A 16,118-nucleotide genomic window follows, 5' to 3' on the forward strand; every position below is an offset into this window, starting at 1 on the left:
TCAGGCCAGCGTCCTCACGTCAACGAAATGGCCGGTCATCGCGGCCGCAGCCGCCATCGCCGGGCTGACCAGGTGGGTGCGCCCACCGGCGCCCTGGCGGCCTTCGAAGTTGCGGTTGCTGGTGGAGGCGCAGCGCTCGCCCGGCTCCAGCCGGTCCGCGTTCATCGCCAGGCACATCGAGCAGCCCGGCTCGCGCCACTCGAAGCCCGCAGCCTTGAAGACCTGATCCAGGCCTTCGGCCTCGGCCTGCGCCTTGACGAGGCCGGAGCCCGGCACGACAAGGGCCAGTTTGATGTTCTTGGCCAGCCGGCCGCCCACGCGCTTCACGACGGCCGCAGCCTCGCGCATGTCTTCGATGCGGCTGTTGGTGCAGGAGCCGATGAAGACCTTGTCGACATGGATGTCGCTGATGGCCTTGTTGGGCTCCAGCGCCATGTAGGTCAGCGCGCGCTCGATGGCGCCGCGCTTGACGGCGTCCTTCTCCTTGTCCGGGTCCGGCACGCGGTCCTCGATGGACAGCACCATCTCGGGCGAGGTGCCCCAGGTCACTTGCGGGCGGATCTGCGCGGCGTCGATCTCGACGACCTTGTCGAAGTGGGCGCCGGGGTCGGAGTGCAGCGTGCGCCAGTAGGCGACGGCCTGGTCCCACTCCACACCGGTGGGCGAGAAGGGGCGGCCCTTGACGTAGTTGATCGTCGTGTCGTCCACGCCGATCAGGCCCGCGCGGGCGCCGGCTTCGATGGCCATGTTGCAGACCGTCATGCGACCTTCCATCGAGAGTGAGCGGATGGCCGCGCCCGCGAACTCGATGGTGTAGCCGTTGCCGCCCGCGGTGCCGATCCTGCCGATGATGGCCAGCACGATGTCCTTGGCGCCACAGCCGGCGGGCAGCTTGCCCTCGACCTTGACGAGCAGGTTCTTGGCCTTCTTGGCCGACAGCGTCTGCGTGGCTAGCACATGCTCGACCTCGCTGGTGCCGATGCCGTGTGCCAGCGCGCCGAACGCGCCGTGCGTGGACGTGTGGCTGTCGCCGCAGACGACGGTCATGCCGGGCAGCGTCGCGCCCTGCTCGGGGCCGATGACGTGCACGATGCCCTGGCGCTTGTCGTTCATCTTGAACTGCGTGATGCCGACGCGGTCGCAGTTGGCGTCCAGCGTGTCGACCTGCAGCTTGGAGACCGGGTCGGCGATGCCTTGCGAGCGGTCGGTCGTCGGCACGTTGTGGTCGCTGACGGCCAGGTTGGCGCTGAGGCGCCAGACCTTGCGGCCGGCCAGGTCCAGACCTTCGAAGGCCTGCGGGCTGGTCACCTCGTGCACGAGATGGCGGTCGATGTAGAGCAGGGCCGTGCCATCCGGTTCGGTGTGCACGACGTGCTCGTCCCAGAGCTTGTCGTAAAGGGTACGGGAGGTCATTGCTTCTCTCGAGGAATCAGGGTGTCCACGAAGCGTTGCACCACGGTGGGCAAGCGCTGTTGACGCAGCACACCCAGGTAATAGTCGCGCTCGGCCCACGACTCTTCAAGTCGCAGCGCGCGCACGCCGAAGACGCGGGTGAAGCGCTCGGCAGGTTGTTCAGGAAGGACGGCCACGCCCAGCCCCGACTCGACGAGCTGGGCGATGCCGTCGAAGCCGCGCACCTGCAGGCGCGCGTTGAGCGTCTGGCCGCGCGCGGCGGCCTGTTCGCGCATCAGTTCCTGGGCGCTGGCGCCGGCATGCAGGCCGATGAGGTCGTAGCCCAGCAGGTCGTCGAAGCTGACGGCCTCGCGGGCTGCCAGCGGATGCTTGAGCGGCACAAGCGCAGCGAGGCGACCGCGCGCGAAGACCCAGGTCTGCACGCGGTTGTCCAGCACCGGTGCCGTGAAGATGCCCACGTCCGCCCTGCCCTCGGCCACGGCGGCTTGCACTTCGCCGCTGGTCAGGTCTTCCAGGCTGATGCGGATCTGGCCGTGCGCCTGCGAGAACTCGACCAGGTAAGGCGGCAGGCATTCGGCGATCGCGCTGGTGTTGGACGCGATGCGCAGGTGGCCCTTGATGCCGCGCGAGAACTCCATGACCTCGGTTTCGAGTGCATAGAGCGAGGCGTGCAGCGAACGGATGTGACGCACCAATGCCCGCCCCGCCTCGGTCGGTTCGACACCCCGCGCGCGCCGCTCGAAGAGCTGCACGCCGAGGCGGCTTTCCAGGTCCGAGAGGCGCTTGCTGGCTGCCGCCAGCGCCAGGTGCTCTTGGGCGGCACCGCGGGTGATCGAGCGGGTCTGCTCGATGGCCAGCACAAGATTGAGGGTGGTGAGGTCGTGGCGCATGTTTGTCTCTCGCTCCAGCATAGCCTTCGTGAAGAACGCGATTCTGCGCCAAAAAGCGACTTCGTCTTCGTCGAAGACGAATTTCAACGGCCCACTATCCCGCCTGTTTCAGCAGCCCTCGCAAGGTGTTGCGGCTGTGGGCGCCGAAGTGGCCGAGCAGTTCGGCCAGGCGCGCCTGCAGCGCGTCGCGCTGCCCCTGCATGCCACGCGCGAGCTCCGGCCCGAGCGTGGCCTCGTTGGCGGCGAAATCGAAATTGGGGTCAGTGACAAATTTCGCGGGCGCGCCGACGACGACCGCCGCGTCCGTCGCAGGCCCCGCCGCGAACGCCTCGGCAGCCACGACCTCGCGCACATAGTCGGAGCCCCACGCCGGATAGCGCCCATCCTGGCCGGTATCGCGCAGCGCGGCCTCCAGCGGCCCGTCACGGCGCTGGCGGGCGTTCTCGATGATCCAGTTCGTCTGGAAGCGCTCCAGCACGAAATGCCGGTTGCTCTGCAGCACGACCAGGCCTTGCCGGTCCGCCGGCGCGCCGAGCTGCGCCTTGAGGTTGACCCACATCATGTGGCCCAGCGTCGCGCCGGGCGCCGCGCTGGCGTGATAGGGCTGGGTCAGGTCCTCGACATGGTGCAGCGCCAGGCCGGCAAAGCGCCAGCCCCAGTAGGCATGGCCGGTCTGCCAGGCCAGCACGGCGAGACCACCGTACTGCCGCACGCGCAGTTCAGTGAAGGTGCGCGCGAAGCTGGGCGCCAGCGTGTTGAAGATGGCGCCCTGGTGGAAGAAGCCCATGTGGAAGGGCGCCTGCGAGCCGATGGCGACGGCCGGGTTGCCGAAGGGCTGCTTGCCGAAGCCGTATGGCGGGTTCGACGGGCTGCCGGGGTTGTCGTCGAACAGGTTCAGGTCGTGCCCGTAGTCGGGCTCGTCGCAGGCCGAGGCCAGCACGGCCAGCGGCGCGACCGCCTCGCCGGGCTGCAAGGCGACGAAGCGCTGGGTTGCCCCCTTGCTGGGCGTGACGGCGCTGACCTGATTCATGTCGATGGCCTGCCCGGGCACCTCCGGTTCACGCGGGTCGACCTGCACGTAGAGCGCGAGCCTGGTGTGCGGCGACAGGCGCAGCGCACGCAGGAAGGCGGCACGGCGGTCGGCATCGCTGCGCTTGGTGCCTGCGACAAAGCGCAGCGCGTCAGGGCGCGGCGCATGGCCTTTCAGCTGCTCGCGAGCCGAGGTCTCCTGCGCATCCAGTTCGCGCGCGATGGCGGCCTCCTGATCGCGCAGGAAATCGTCCAGCGGCTCGGCCTTCACGGCTGCGGCACCCGCGACCTCAGGCATGCGCTCGAAAGCGCGGTAGCACATGGGGGTGTGGTTGCCCCAGGCCTGCGCGAACGTGGGCAGCAGCAGGGCGAACAGGGCGGAGAGGGCAGGAAGCAGGCGCATCGACGGCAGCGGCTGGGGAAGCCGGCATTCTGGCGCGCATCAGGCAAAGCCTTGCGACCGAATCCACGAGGTCGCTTGTGGCCGCCCCGCCTCCCGGTGTGCCACGGGCCGGTGGGCCCAGCGCAGCACGCGCAAGTTTTGCTGCACGCAGATTACGCAGGGGTGCCGCTTCGCAGAAGCGGCGATTCCACAAGCAGCGCTTCGCCAGCGGGCAAGCCGGCGGGTGGGGGTCAGGCCGCGAAGTTGGCCGCACACCTGGCGCGTGAGCAGTTCAGCGACCGCGCATGCCCACGGAGCGCCTCACTGCACGGTCGGCCTGGGTTGTGCGCGGTGCGCCACGCACACGAACTGCTGGTACCGGGTGTCGTCGAACCGACCCGAGAGCACCCGGTTCAGCAGGGCGATCTTCCACGGCAGCTCTGCGGCATTGATGCCGGCGCAGGTCGTCAGCGCCAGGCCGGCCCGGTCGAACAACTCCGGTAGGCTGCTGCGTGTGAAGAAGCGCAGATGGGTGCGGTCGAGGACGCCGCATTCCGCGTAGTCCCAGCGGCCGCCCAGAAACAAGGCGTTCAGCGTCGGCCAATGGCGGATGTTGGGCAGCGACGCCACCACGCAACCGTCGGGCGCCAGGTGGCGGCAGATGCGCTGCAGCACGTTCCACGGGTCGACCAGATGCTCGAGCACGTCATTGGCGACGACGCAATCAAACGGCGCCTCGTCGCCGAGGAGGTCCAGCGCCGCCTCGACGGGCGCCTGGACGAGCCGGTCGAACACGCTGGCGGCCTTGCTCGCTGCGTCCGCAAACGGCTCGACGCCGACCGCATAGATGCCCGCGCGCTCGGCCTTGAGCCCGGCCATGAACCGGCCTTCGGAGCAACCAATCTCCAGCACGCGAAGGCAACCGGCCGGCACGAACGGGCGCACCTCCGCGCGTGACTGCTCGTAGTAGGTACGCGTCGCCATCGCTCTCCTCCCATGAACCCTGCCAACGACCCGCCGGGTGGCGGTGCAAGCAACCGGCCTACCATGCAAGCAGGTGACCAGGTCACGGCTCCATCTTGCACTGCGGCGAGTAATTCGCCAATCCCCGGCACTACGGTGACGAAGGGAGCGAACGGCGCTCAGCCGGCTGAAAACCCTAACGCATCGATCACTGCAGGCGGTGCCTGGACGAGCTCGATGAGCACGCCCTCGCCGCCGAACGGGAACTGGTCGTTGCCCTTGGGGTGAACGAAGCAGATGTCATGGCCGGCCGCGCCACGGCGGATGCCGCCCGGTGCGAAGCGCAGCCCTTGCTGCTCCAGCCACCGCACCGCCGCGGGCAGATCGTCCACCCACAGCCCGATGTGGTTGAGCGGCGTGGCGTGGACGGCAGGCTTCCGGTTGGGGTCCAGCGGCTGCATCAGGTCCACCTCCACCGCATGGGCGCCTTGCCCCAGCGTGCAGATGTCCTCGTCGACGTTCTCGCGTTCGCTGACGAAGTTGCCGGTCACCGGCACGCCGAGCAGGTCCACCCACAGGTGGCGCAGCCTTGCCTTGTCCAGGCCGCCGATGGCGATCTGCTGCAGGCCCAGGACGCGGAAGGGTCGGGTTTCGCTCATGGTCGTCGTCACAGTTTGAGCCGCCCCCACAGCCAGCCGGTCTTCACGCCGGCCAGGGTGGCGATGGATTGTTGATGGATGTAGGGCAGGCGCCCGCCCCAGCCGAAGAAGCGGTCGCGCAGCCAGGGCGCGACGACGGCGTGTGACTGGAACATCGGCGTCAGCCTCTTGCTGGCTTGGCCGTAGAAGCGCAGGTGCGCGCGACGGCGCCGGCTGTAGCGCTCGAAGACGCCCGGCCAGTCGCCCGCCGCCTCGCAGGCCAGTTCATGCGCGTCGATCAGCGCCATGTTGGCGCCCTGCCCCAGCTGCGGGCTCATGCCGTGCGCGCAGTCGCCGATGGCCAGCACACGGCCGTCATGCCAGCGCGACATCCAGACGTCGGCATAGCGCGCCTCACGCAGCTGCGTGCTGTCGCGCAAGCCCGTCAGCAGCGGCGAGACCTCGGGGAACAAGGTCGCCATCTGCTGCTTCAGCCGATCGAGCCCGGTACGTTCCTGCCAGCCGTCGAGTTCGGCCAGCGGCAGGCTCCAGAACAGGTTGATGCCGCGCTCGGCGTCCTCCGCGTGCGCCTTGCCGACGGGCATCAGGCCGATCATCTGCGAGGCCGAGCGGAAGCGCTGGCGCAGCTCGATCTGCGGAAAGCCGGGCGGCGCCGGCAGCACGGTCCACACCGCACCCCAAGGAAAGGGCCGCCCATGCTGCGCGACCCTCATGCCTTCGCGCAGCCTGGAGAAGCTGCCGTTGGCGAGGATGAGTGCCGCATGGCGGGCGGGCTCGCGGTGCGCCAGCCGCAGCGTGACGCCATCGGCGTCCTGCTCGAAGCCCTGCGCCGCCGCGCCGCAATGCCAGCGCACGCCCAGCTCGCGCAGGCGGCGCCACAGCATGCCCATCAACGCGCCGCGCTGGATGCCCAGGCCATAGGCCTCGGGATGGAACCGCCGGTAGCTCATGTCGAGGACGGCCCGCCCGGACGGCGTGTCGCCGAACAGCCGGTCCACGCGCGTGCCCAGGGCCAGCGCTTCGTCGAGCAGGCCCATCGCCGCGAGCACGCGCTGCCCCGTCGGCTGCAGCAGCAGGCCGGCACCGATCGGCCTCGGCTCGGGCACCGCCTCGTACAAATCGACCGGCACGCCGCGCTCGGCCAGCCGGATGGCCGCCGCCGCGCCCGCGACGCCCGCACCGACGATGGCGACGCCGGCCTCAGGCAAAGCGAAGAATCGGCTGGTCCACCGACAGGCTTTCGCCCGGCTTGGCCAGCACCTCGGCCACCACCACGTCCTGCTGTGCGCTGAGGATGTTCTCCATCTTCATCGCCTCGATGACGGCCAGCCGTTCGCCGGCCTGCACGGTCTGGCCGGCCTGGGCGGCCAGGTGCACCAGCAAGCCCGGCATCGGCGACAGCAGCAGCTTGGAGGTGTCGGGCGGCGCCTTATACGGCATCAGCGCCTGCAGCTCGGCGGCGCGCGGGCTCAGCACGGTCAGCTCGACGGAGCGGCCGCCGTGCTGGATGCGGTAGGCCAGCGGGTTCCTGGCCGTGCCGCGCTCGGCCTGGGCCGTGAAGGCCAGACCGTTGACAGTGCCGGTGATGCGCACGTCGTTCAGCCGCGAGTTGGAGACGATGCGGTAGTCCTTGCCGCCGACCTGCACGCGCGCCTCGCCCAGCGCGCCGGCGAACTCGCTGATGTGCAGTGCATGACGTTCGGCCTGCCCGCCGCCCAGGTTCACCACTGCGACGTAGTCGTGCTCGATCTGTACCTCGTGGCCGCGCAGCTGGCCGCTGATGCCGGCCTCGCGCTCGCGCGCCTTGCGGCGGATGAAGCCGGCCAGCGCGACCAGGAACAGCGGGTCGGCATGCGGCACGTCGTCGGACTTGAAACCCGCGGCGTAATGCTGGGCGATGAAGCCGGTGTTGAAGTTGCCGGTGGCGAAGTCGGGGTGCGCCAGCAGCGCCGCCTGGAAGGGGATGTTGCTGGAGACGCCGCGGATGACGAAGCCGTTCAGCGCCTCGCGCATCTTGGCGATGGCATCAACGCGGTCCTTCCCGTGCACGATGAGCTTGGCGATCATCGAGTCGTAGAACATCGGGATCTCGCCGCCTTCGTAGACGCCGGTGTCGACACGCACGCCGAAGCGGCTGGCCTCCGCCTGCTGCATCGTCGCCTCGGGTGGCTGATAACGCACCAAGCGCCCGGTGGAGGGCAGGAAGTTGCGGAACGGGTCTTCGGCGTTGATGCGGCACTCGATGGCCCAGCCGTCCCGCCTGATGTCGGCCTGCGTGAAGGCCAGCGGCTCGCCCGCGGCGACGCGGATCATCTGCTCGACCAGGTCCAGCCCCGTGATGCATTCGGTGACCGGGTGCTCCACCTGCAGCCGCGTGTTCATCTCCAGGAAATAGAACCCCTGGTCCTTGCCGACGACGAACTCCACCGTGCCGGCGCTCTGGTAGTTGACCGCCTTGGCCAGCGCCACGGCCTGCTCGCCCATCGCGCGGCGCGTGGCCTCGCTGATGAAGGGCGACGGCGCCTCCTCGATGACCTTCTGGTGGCGGCGCTGGATGGAGCACTCGCGCTCCCACAGGTAGACGACATGGCCTTGCGCGTCGCCGAGCACCTGGATCTCGATGTGGCGCGGCTCCTCGACGAACTTCTCGATGAAGACGCGGTCGTCGCCGAAGCTGTTGCGTGCCTCGTTGCGGCAGGACGTGAAGCCCTCGAAGGCTTCCTTGTCGTTGAAGGCCACCCGCAGGCCCTTGCCGCCGCCACCGGCGCTGGCCTTGATCATCACCGGGTAGCCGATGCGCGCGGCGATGCCGACGGCCTCGTCGGCCGAGAGGATGGGCTCGTTGTGGCCGGGGATGGTGTTGACGCCCGCGGCAGTGGCCAGCTTCTTGGACGCGATCTTGTCGCCCATCGCCGCGATGCTGCCGTGCTTGGGTCCGATGAAGACCAGGCCCTCTTCCTCCACGCGGCGCGCGAAGGCCTCGTTCTCGCTGAGGAAGCCGTAGCCGGGATGGATGGCTTGCGCGCCGGTGCTTTTGGCCGCGGCAATGATCTTGTCGGCCACCAGGTAGCTCTCGCGCGACGGCGCCGGGCCCAGCAGCACGGCCTCGTCGGCCAGATCGACGTGGCGGGCATCCTTGTCGGCTTCGGAATAGACGGCGACCGTGGCGATGCCCATCTTCTTCGCCGTGGCGATGACCCGGCACGCGATTTCACCCCGGTTGGCGATCAGGATCTTGGTGAACATGCAGTGCCTCGTTATGTCTTGGAACCCAGCAGCTTTTTGCGCTGCTCGGTGAAATGCCACCACGGCTGGCCTGGCCCGCCGTTCATGAAGTCGTGCGCGGCCATGAAGGTGTCGAGCACGCAGGGATCGTGGCGCTGGCCCATGGCGTCGCGCAGGCGGTCGTAGGCCTTCATCGGATCCATGCGCTTCACGTCCGCGGGCGTGGTGATGCCCAGTCCCACCAGGTCGGCCGCCATGGCTTTGCCGATGTTGGGGATGTCGGTGAGGCGCCTGGCCTCCGCCGCGCAGCTGGCCTTGCTCACAGCGGGATGTTCCCGTGCTTGCGCCACGGGTTCTCCAGCTTCTTGTCCTTCAGCATCGACAGGCTGCGGCAGATGCGCTTCCTCGTCTCGTGCGGCTGGATGACGTCGTCGATGAAGCCGCGGCTGCCGGCGATGAAGGGGTTGGCGAAGCGGGCCTTGTACTCGGCCTCCTTCGCTGCAAGCTTGGCCGGATCGCCCTTGTCCTCGCGGAAGATGATCTCCACCGCGCCCTTGGCGCCCATCACCGCGATCTCGGCGTTGGGCCAGGCGAAATTGACATCGCCGCGCAGGTGCTTGGAGGCCATCACGTCGTAGGCGCCGCCGTAAGCCTTGCGGGTGATGACGGTGATCTTGGGCACCGTGGCCTCGGCGTACGCGTAGAGCAGCTTGGCGCCGTGCTTGATGATGCCGCCGTACTCCTGCGAGGTGCCGGGCATGAAGCCGGGTACGTCGACGAAGGTGAGGACCGGGATGCTGAATGCATCGCAGAAGCGCACGAAGCGCGCGGCCTTGATGCTGCTCTTGATGTCCAGGCAGCCGGCCAGCACCAGCGGCTGGTTGGCGACGATGCCGACCGTCTGGCCCTCCATGCGCGCGAAGCCCGTGACGATGTTCTTTGCATAGTCGGGCTGCAGCTCGAAGAAGTCGCCGTCGTCCACGACCTTGAGGATCAGCTCCTTGATGTCGTAGGGCTTGTTCGCGTTCTCGGGGACTAGCGTGTCCAGCGAGTAGTCCACACGCGCGGCCGGGTCGCCACTCGGGCGGCACGGCGCCTTCTCGCGGTTGGACAGCGGCAGGTAGTTGAAGAAGCGGCGCAGCATCAGCAGCGCCTCCACATCGTTCTCGAACGACAGGTCGGCCACGCCGCTCTTGCAGTTGTGTGTCGTGGCGCCGCCCAGTTCCTCGGCCGTCACCTCCTCGTGCGTCACGGTCTTCACGACCTCGGGGCCGGTGACGAACATGTAGCTGCTGTCGCGCACCATGAAGATGAAGTCCGTCATGGCCGGCGAGTACACCGCGCCGCCGGCACAGGGACCCATGATCAGGCTGATCTGCGGGATCACGCCGGAGGCCATCACGTTGCGCTGGAACACGTCGGCATAGCCGCCCAGGCTGGCCACACCCTCCTGGATGCGCGCGCCGCCCGAGTCGTTCAGGCCGATGACCGGGGCGCCGACCTTCATGGCCTGGTCCATCACCTTGCAGATCTTCTCGGCATGGGCCTCGGAGAGCGCGCCACCGAAGACGGTGAAGTCCTGGCTGAACGCGAACGCCAGCCGGCCGTTGATCATGCCGTAGCCCGTGACGACGCCGTCGCCGGGGATCTTGTTGTCCTGCATGCCGAAGTCCACGCAGCGGTGCTCGACGAACATGTCCCATTCCTCGAAGCTGCCCTCGTCGAACAGCAGCTCCAGCCGTTCGCGCGCGGTCAGCTTGCCCTTGGCGTGCTGGGCGGCAATGCGCTTTTCGCCGCCGCCCAGCCGCGCCCTGGCGCGCTTGGCTTCGAGTGCTTGCAGGATGTCGTGCATGGGCTCAGGCCTCAAACGGGAAGTTGATTTCCACGCCGTTGCCGGCGGGGTCTTGGAGGAAGAACTGGTGCTGGCGCGTGATGTCCGAGCGCACCTCGTGGAAGGTCACGCCCTGGGTGGCAAGGTGGGCGGCCATCGCCTTGTAGTCGCTGCCAAAGAAGGCGGTGTGGTCGTACGTCGTCGGTCTCGCCGGATCGACCGGGCCGCGCACCGGCTCGTGGGCGCGCTGCGTGGACAGGTGCACGATGGGGTGGCCACCAGCGTAGAGCCAGTAACCGTCGCTGTCGAAGGCGGGCCGCGGGCCGACCGTCAGGCCCAGCACGTCGCGGTAGAAGTCGCGCAGCGTGGCCAGCAGCTCGGCCGGCGCGCGCAGGTTGATGTGATTCAGGCCCGTGATCATTCGGCGCTCCTGGATTGAAAGGCCGCGAGCAGTTGGCGCGCGGCGGTGGATGCGGGGGTGCGGCCCTCGCGCACCGCGGTGGTCGCGGCATCGAGCCGGGCATGGACGGCGGGGTGGGCGACGAAGGCCTGGCGCAGGCCGGCCTGGATGCGCTCCCACATCCAGGCCAGGGACTGTTCGCGGCGCCGGGCCGCCCAGGCGCCGCTGGCCTCACGTTCGCTGCGCAGCGCAGCCAGCGCGTCCCACACCGGCGCGATGCCGTCGGACTTCAATGCGCTGACCTTGAGCACGCGCTGCCGGGCATGCGCGTGCACGGGCAGCAGCCGCAGCGCGGAGGTGATCAGCGCCTGCGCGCGCGTGGCCGCCTGGTCGTCGAGGTCGGCCTTGTTGATGACGACGAGGTCGGCCAGCTCCATGACGCCCTTCTTGATCGCCTGCAGGTCGTCGCCCGCATTGGGCAGCTGCAGCAGCAGGTAGAGGTCGGTCATGCCGGCCACGGCCGTTTCGCTCTGGCCCACGCCGACGGTCTCGACGATGACGACGTCGTAGCCCGCCGCCTCGCACAGCAGCATGGCCTCGCGCGTCTTCTCGGCCACGCCGCCCAGCGTGCCGCTGCTGGGGCTGGGACGGATGAAGGCGCGCTGGTCCATGGACAGCTTCTCCATGCGCGTCTTGTCGCCCAGGATGGCGCCGCCGGACAGCGTGCTGGAGGGGTCCACCGTCAGCACCGCCACGCGATGGCCGTGCGCCAGCAGGAACAGGCCGAAGGCTTCGATGAAGGTGCTCTTGCCCACGCCCGGCACGCCCGAGATGCCCAGCCGCAGCGCGCCGCCGGTGGCCGGCATCAACGCGGTCAGCAACCCGTCGGCCTGCTCGCGGTGGTCGGCCCGGGTGGACTCGATCAGCGTGATGGCCTTGGCCAGCGCGCGGCGGTCGCCGGCCTGCAATGGCGCGGCCAGGCTCAAGCAGCCACTCCAGACACTTGCGCCTTGATCGCCTCCAGCACGCCCTTGGCGCTCGCCGGGATGGGCGTGCCCGGGCCGTAGATGCCCTTCACGCCCACCGCGTACAGCATGTCGTAGTCCTGCGCCGGTATGACACCGCCGACGAACACGATGATGTCGTCGGCGCCCTGCCTTTTCAGCTCCTCGATGATGGCCGGCACCAGCGTCTTGTGGCCGGCCGCCAGCGTGGAGATGCCCACCGCGTGCACGTCGTTCTCGATGGCCTGGCGGGCGCATTCCTCGGGGGTCTGGAACAGCGGGCCGATGTCGACGTCGAAGCCGAGGTCGGCAAAGGCCGTGGCGACGACCTTGGCGCCGCGGTCGTGGCCATCCTGGCCCAGCTTGGCGATCATCACGCGCGGGCGGCGGCCCTGCTCGTCACCGAAGGCGGCAATCTCGCCTTGCAGCCTGGCCCAGCCTTCGGCCGAGTCGTAGGCCGCGGCATAGACGCCGCTGACCTTGTGCGTGTCGGCGCGGTGGCGGCCGAAGACGGCTTCCAGCGCGTCGCTCACCTCGCCCACCGTCGCACGCAGGCGCATGGCCCGGATGGCCAGGTCGAGCAGGTTGCCCTCGCCCGTCTCGGCGGCCTGCGTCAGCAAGGTCAGCGCCGCCTGCACGGCAGCCGTGTCGCGCGTAGCCTTGATGCGTTTCAGGCGCTCGATCTGGCCCTCGCGCACCTTGACGTTGTCCACGTCGAGGATGTCGATGGGATCTTCCTTGGCCAGCTTGTACTTGTTGACGCCGACGATGACGTCCTGGCCCGAGTCGATGCGCGCCTGCTTCTCGGCCGCGCTGGCCTCGATCTTGAGCTTGGCCCAGCCCGAGTCCACCGCCTTGATCATGCCGCCCTGGGCGTTCACCTCTTCGATGATGGCCCAGGCCTTGTCGGCCATGTCCTGCGTCAGCTTCTCCATCATGTAGCTGCCGGCCCAGGGGTCGACGACGCTGGTGATGTGGGTCTCTTCCTGGATGATGAGCTGCGTGTTGCGCGCGATGCGGGCACTGAACTCGGTGGGCAGCGCGATGGCTTCGTCCAGCGAGTTGGTGTGCAGGCTCTGCGTGCCGCCGAAGACGGCGGCCATGGCTTCGATGGTGGTGCGCACGACGTTGTTGTACGGGTCTTGTGCGGTCAGGCTCCATCCCGAGGTCTGGCAGTGGGTGCGCAGCATCAGGCTCTTGGGCGACTTGGCGCCGAAGCCCTTCATGATGCGGCACCACAGCAGCCGCGCCGCGCGCATCTTGGCGATCTCGAGATAGAAGTTCATCCCGATGGCCCAGAAGAAGCTCAGCCGCGGCGCGAAGTCGTCGACGCTCAGCCCCTTGGCCATGGCCGTCTTCACGTACTCCTGGCCGTCGGCCAGCGTGAAGGCCAGCTCCAGCGCCTGGTTGGCGCCTGCCTCCTGCATGTGATAGCCGGAGATGCTGATGGAGTTGAACTTTGGCATCTCCCGCGCCGTGTACTCGATGATGTCGCCGACGATGCGCATCGACGGCTCGGGCGGGTAGATGTAGGTGTTGCGGACCATGAACTCCTTGAGGATGTCGTTCTGGATGGTCCCGGCCAGCTGCTGCTGGCCCACGCCCTGCTCTTCCGCCGCCACGACGTAGCCGGCCAGCACCGGCAGCACGGCGCCGTTCATCGTCATGCTCACCGACACCTTGTCCAGCGGGATGCCGTCGAACAGGATCTTCATGTCCTCCACCGAGTCGATGGCCACGCCCGCCTTGCCGACGTCGCCCGTCACGCGCGGGTGGTCGCTGTCGTAGCCGCGGTGGGTGGCCAGGTCGAAAGCGACCGACACGCCCTGCCCACCGGCAGCGAGCGCCTTTCTATAGAAGGCGTTGCTTTCCTCGGCGGTGGAGAAGCCGGCGTACTGGCGGATGGTCCAGGGGCGGGCGGCGTACATCGTCGCCTGCGGGCCGCGCAGGAAGGGCTCGAAGCCGGGCAGCGTGTCGGTATACGGCAGACCGGTGACATCAGCGGCCGTGTACAGCGGCTTGACGGTCAGGCCCTCGGGCGTGACCCAGTTCAAGGCAGCGATGTCGCCGCCCGGCGCCGACTTGGCGGCCGCTGCAGCCCACTGCTCCAGCGTGGCAGTCTTGAACTCGGGGGCGTCCCCCGCGCGGCTGGCGTCCGACATCGAATCTCTCCTGTGACTGCGCGGCATCTTAGCCGAGCCGTTATTCATAATTATGAATTCAGATTGCCTCTACACTCGCCTCGCATGACTGCCCCGCCCTCGCTTGCGCCGCGCGCCCTCTATCAAGAGGTGGCCGAGCGTCTGCGCCAGCAGATCTTTGCCCGCGCCTTGGAGCCAGGCAGCTGGATCGACGAGCAGAAGCTGTGCGCCGAGTTCGGCATCAGCCGCACGCCGTTGCGCGAGGCGCTGAAGGTGCTGGCCGCCGAGGGCCTGGTGACGATGAAGGTGCGGCGCGGCGCCTACGTCACCGAAATGTCCGAGCGCGACGTGCGCGAGGCCTATCAGCTGCTTGCCCTGCTTGAAAGCGACGCGGCCGCTCAAGTTGCGGCGCATGCGACCGAAAACGAGTTGCAGGAACTGCAGCAGTTGCACGACGCGCTGGAATCGCAGGTGGGCGAGCGCGACGCGTTCTTCGCCGCGAATGAACGATTTCACATGCGGCTGCTGGAGATCGATGGCAACCGCTGGCGGCTGCAGATCGTGACCGACCTGCGTCGCGTCATGAAGCTCAACCGCCATCACTCGCTGTTCAAGCAGGGCCGGTTGGAAGAGTCGCTTCGCGAACACCGCGCACTCATGCAGGCGCTGCTGCAACGGCAACCGGAATTGGCATCCGCTCAATTGCGCGGGCACTTCCAGAACGGCCTTGCCGCTGCGGCGCCGCCGGAGTCGCCCCTGGTCTGAAGTCACGCTTCAGCCAATGGGCTGCGAGGTCAGGGGGAATGACCTTGCTTATGCACTGATCGTCGCGCGGCCATTTTTCTAGCATTCCGGCACGAACTGTCGAGTCTGCGCGAGTTACATCCCCTCAAGTTTTGAAACCCGCGTCCGAAAATCGACTGAAGGCTGAGGGAAGGCTCCAAGCACCTGTTCCATGCCCGCATGACGACCTCGTTATGCGGGCGTGCTGGCAGGCGCAGCGCCACTCCAGCACGCGCACTTAAACGATTCCGCTCCAGGAGCAGACGATGGCTTCACTGATTACCAATCTCACCACCGCACAGATCGCGGCTCTCTCGACAAGCAACTTGTCGCGACTGACGAGTGAGGATTGGCTCGCCTTCTCCACGGACCAGTTCCAGGCCCTGACGACATCGCAATTCGCGTCGTTGTCCACGCGCGCCGTGACGAACTTCACGACCGCGCAGATGGGTGTGATCGAAAGCCAGGACTTGCGCGCGCTGACCACCAGCGCCGTGCGCACGCTGAACACAGCGCAGCTCGAAGCGCTGGGCTCGGCGCAGATTGGCGCCATGAGCACCAACCAGGTCGGCTCGCTGACGACCGTGCAGGTCAACAGCCTGACCAGCGACGACCTGAACGCGCTGGACACGGCGCAGATCCGCGCGCTCGGCACGGCCCAGATCGCCACGCTGACGACCGCGCAAGTCTCGACGATGGACAGCGCCGACGTCGCCGCGCTGAGCACCGCGCAGATCGCTGCGCTCGGTTCCTCGCAAGTGGGCGCTCTGGCCACCGCCAACATCGCCGCGCTCGAAACCAACCAGGTCGCCGCGCTGAATTCCCGCCAGGTCGCCGGCCTGAGCACCGACCAGATCGGCGCTCTGGAGACGCAAGACCTGCGCGCGATGCATACCGCCGCCCTGCGCGCGCTGAGCACTGCGCAGCTCGAAGCCCTGGGCTCCGCGCAGATCGGTGCGCTGAGCACCAGCCAGGTCGCCTCGCTGACGACACAACAAGTCGCCGGCCTGGTCAGCGAAGACCTGAACGCGCTGGACAACGCCCAGGTCCGTGCGCTGAACAGCGCCCAGATCGGCGCGCTGACCACCGCACAGGTCTCCACGATGGACAGCGCCGACGTCGCCGCGCTGAGCACCGCCCAGGTGGCGGCTCTCAGCTCGTCGCAGCTGGGCGCTCTGGCCACGGCCAACATCGGCGCGCTGGAGACCAACCAGGTCGCCGCGCTGAGCTCGCGCCAGGTCACGGCGCTGGGCACCGACCAGGTCGCCGCCCTCGACACGCAAGACCTGCGTGCCATGAACACCGCCGCCCTGCGCGCGCTGAGCACCGCGCAACTGGAAGCCCTGGGCTCGGCCCAGATCGGCGCGCTGAGCACGCAGCAGGTGGCCTCGCTGACCN

General features: G+C 68.2%; 13 protein-coding genes and 1 pseudogene. 2 read left to right on the forward strand and 12 right to left on the reverse strand.

Features of this window, described 5'->3' with window-relative positions; all coding sequences use genetic code 11:
* The 12 genes from leuC to scpA form a co-directional block, all read right to left on the reverse strand.
* Entirely contained in the window at positions 1-1,413 is a 1,413-nt protein-coding gene (gene leuC, locus ASD35_RS19795) for a 3-isopropylmalate dehydratase large subunit (RefSeq protein ID WP_056876667.1), read from the reverse strand.
* Positions 1,410-2,303: a LysR family transcriptional regulator gene (locus ASD35_RS19800; protein WP_056877444.1), complete on the reverse strand. Its 894-nt coding sequence runs from the start codon at positions 2,301-2,303 to the stop codon at positions 1,410-1,412. The genes leuC and ASD35_RS19800 overlap by 4 nt, the downstream gene beginning before the upstream one ends.
* Before the next feature lie 94 nt (positions 2,304-2,397).
* The gene (locus tag ASD35_RS19805; RefSeq protein ID WP_056876668.1) at positions 2,398-3,735 is read right to left on the reverse strand and encodes a hypothetical protein; all 1,338 of its coding nucleotides are present in this window, start codon (positions 3,733-3,735) and stop codon (positions 2,398-2,400) included.
* 300 nt (positions 3,736-4,035) lie between these two features.
* Positions 4,036-4,698, reverse strand: coding sequence for a bifunctional 2-polyprenyl-6-hydroxyphenol methylase/3-demethylubiquinol 3-O-methyltransferase UbiG (locus ASD35_RS19810; RefSeq protein WP_056876669.1), 663 nt, complete (start codon positions 4,696-4,698; stop codon positions 4,036-4,038).
* 158 nt (positions 4,699-4,856) lie between these two features.
* Positions 4,857-5,336 (reverse strand): VOC family protein, encoded by a 480-nt coding sequence (locus tag ASD35_RS19815; RefSeq protein WP_056876670.1) that lies wholly within the window; start codon positions 5,334-5,336, stop codon positions 4,857-4,859.
* 8 nt (positions 5,337-5,344) lie between these two features.
* The gene (locus ASD35_RS19820) at positions 5,345-6,544 is read right to left on the reverse strand and encodes an NAD(P)/FAD-dependent oxidoreductase (protein ID WP_056876671.1); all 1,200 of its coding nucleotides are present in this window, start codon (positions 6,542-6,544) and stop codon (positions 5,345-5,347) included.
* A complete protein-coding gene (locus ASD35_RS19825; RefSeq protein ID WP_056876672.1) occupies positions 6,537-8,582 on the reverse strand; it encodes an acetyl/propionyl/methylcrotonyl-CoA carboxylase subunit alpha in 2,046 nt (681 codons plus the stop codon). Before ASD35_RS19825 ends, ASD35_RS19820 begins: the two co-directional genes overlap by 8 nt.
* 11 nt (positions 8,583-8,593) lie before the next feature.
* On the reverse strand, positions 8,594-8,884 hold the full coding sequence (locus ASD35_RS19830; protein WP_056876673.1) for a helix-hairpin-helix domain-containing protein: 291 nt from the start codon (positions 8,882-8,884) through the stop codon (positions 8,594-8,596).
* Positions 8,881-10,413, reverse strand: a complete 1,533-nt coding sequence (locus tag ASD35_RS19835; protein WP_056876674.1) for an acyl-CoA carboxylase subunit beta — start codon at positions 10,411-10,413, stop codon at positions 8,881-8,883. Before ASD35_RS19835 ends, ASD35_RS19830 begins: the two co-directional genes overlap by 4 nt.
* A 4-nt stretch (positions 10,414-10,417) precedes the next feature.
* Positions 10,418-10,813: a VOC family protein gene (locus tag ASD35_RS19840; protein WP_056876675.1), complete on the reverse strand. Its 396-nt coding sequence runs from the start codon at positions 10,811-10,813 to the stop codon at positions 10,418-10,420.
* On the reverse strand, positions 10,810-11,778 hold the full coding sequence (meaB, locus tag ASD35_RS19845; protein WP_056876676.1) for a methylmalonyl Co-A mutase-associated GTPase MeaB: 969 nt from the start codon (positions 11,776-11,778) through the stop codon (positions 10,810-10,812). Before meaB ends, ASD35_RS19840 begins: the two co-directional genes overlap by 4 nt.
* Positions 11,775-13,958: a methylmalonyl-CoA mutase gene (scpA, locus tag ASD35_RS28185; protein ID WP_056876677.1), complete on the reverse strand. Its 2,184-nt coding sequence runs from the start codon at positions 13,956-13,958 to the stop codon at positions 11,775-11,777. Before scpA ends, meaB begins: the two co-directional genes overlap by 4 nt.
* An 84-nt stretch (positions 13,959-14,042) precedes the next feature.
* On the opposite strand from scpA, the gene ASD35_RS19855 reads away from it, so the two are divergent.
* Both ASD35_RS19855 and ASD35_RS19860 read left to right on the forward strand, forming a co-directional pair.
* Entirely contained in the window at positions 14,043-14,702 is a 660-nt protein-coding gene (locus tag ASD35_RS19855) for a GntR family transcriptional regulator (protein WP_056876678.1), read from the forward strand.
* A gap of 284 nt (positions 14,703-14,986) precedes the next feature.
* Positions 14,987-16,117, forward strand: a pseudogene (locus ASD35_RS19860) (hypothetical protein); the annotation flags it as partial.
* Position 16,118 lies beyond the last annotated feature (1 nt).

Source organism: Pelomonas sp. Root1444, from assembly GCF_001426885.1.
GTDB lineage: Bacteria > Pseudomonadota > Gammaproteobacteria > Burkholderiales > Burkholderiaceae_C > Pelomonas.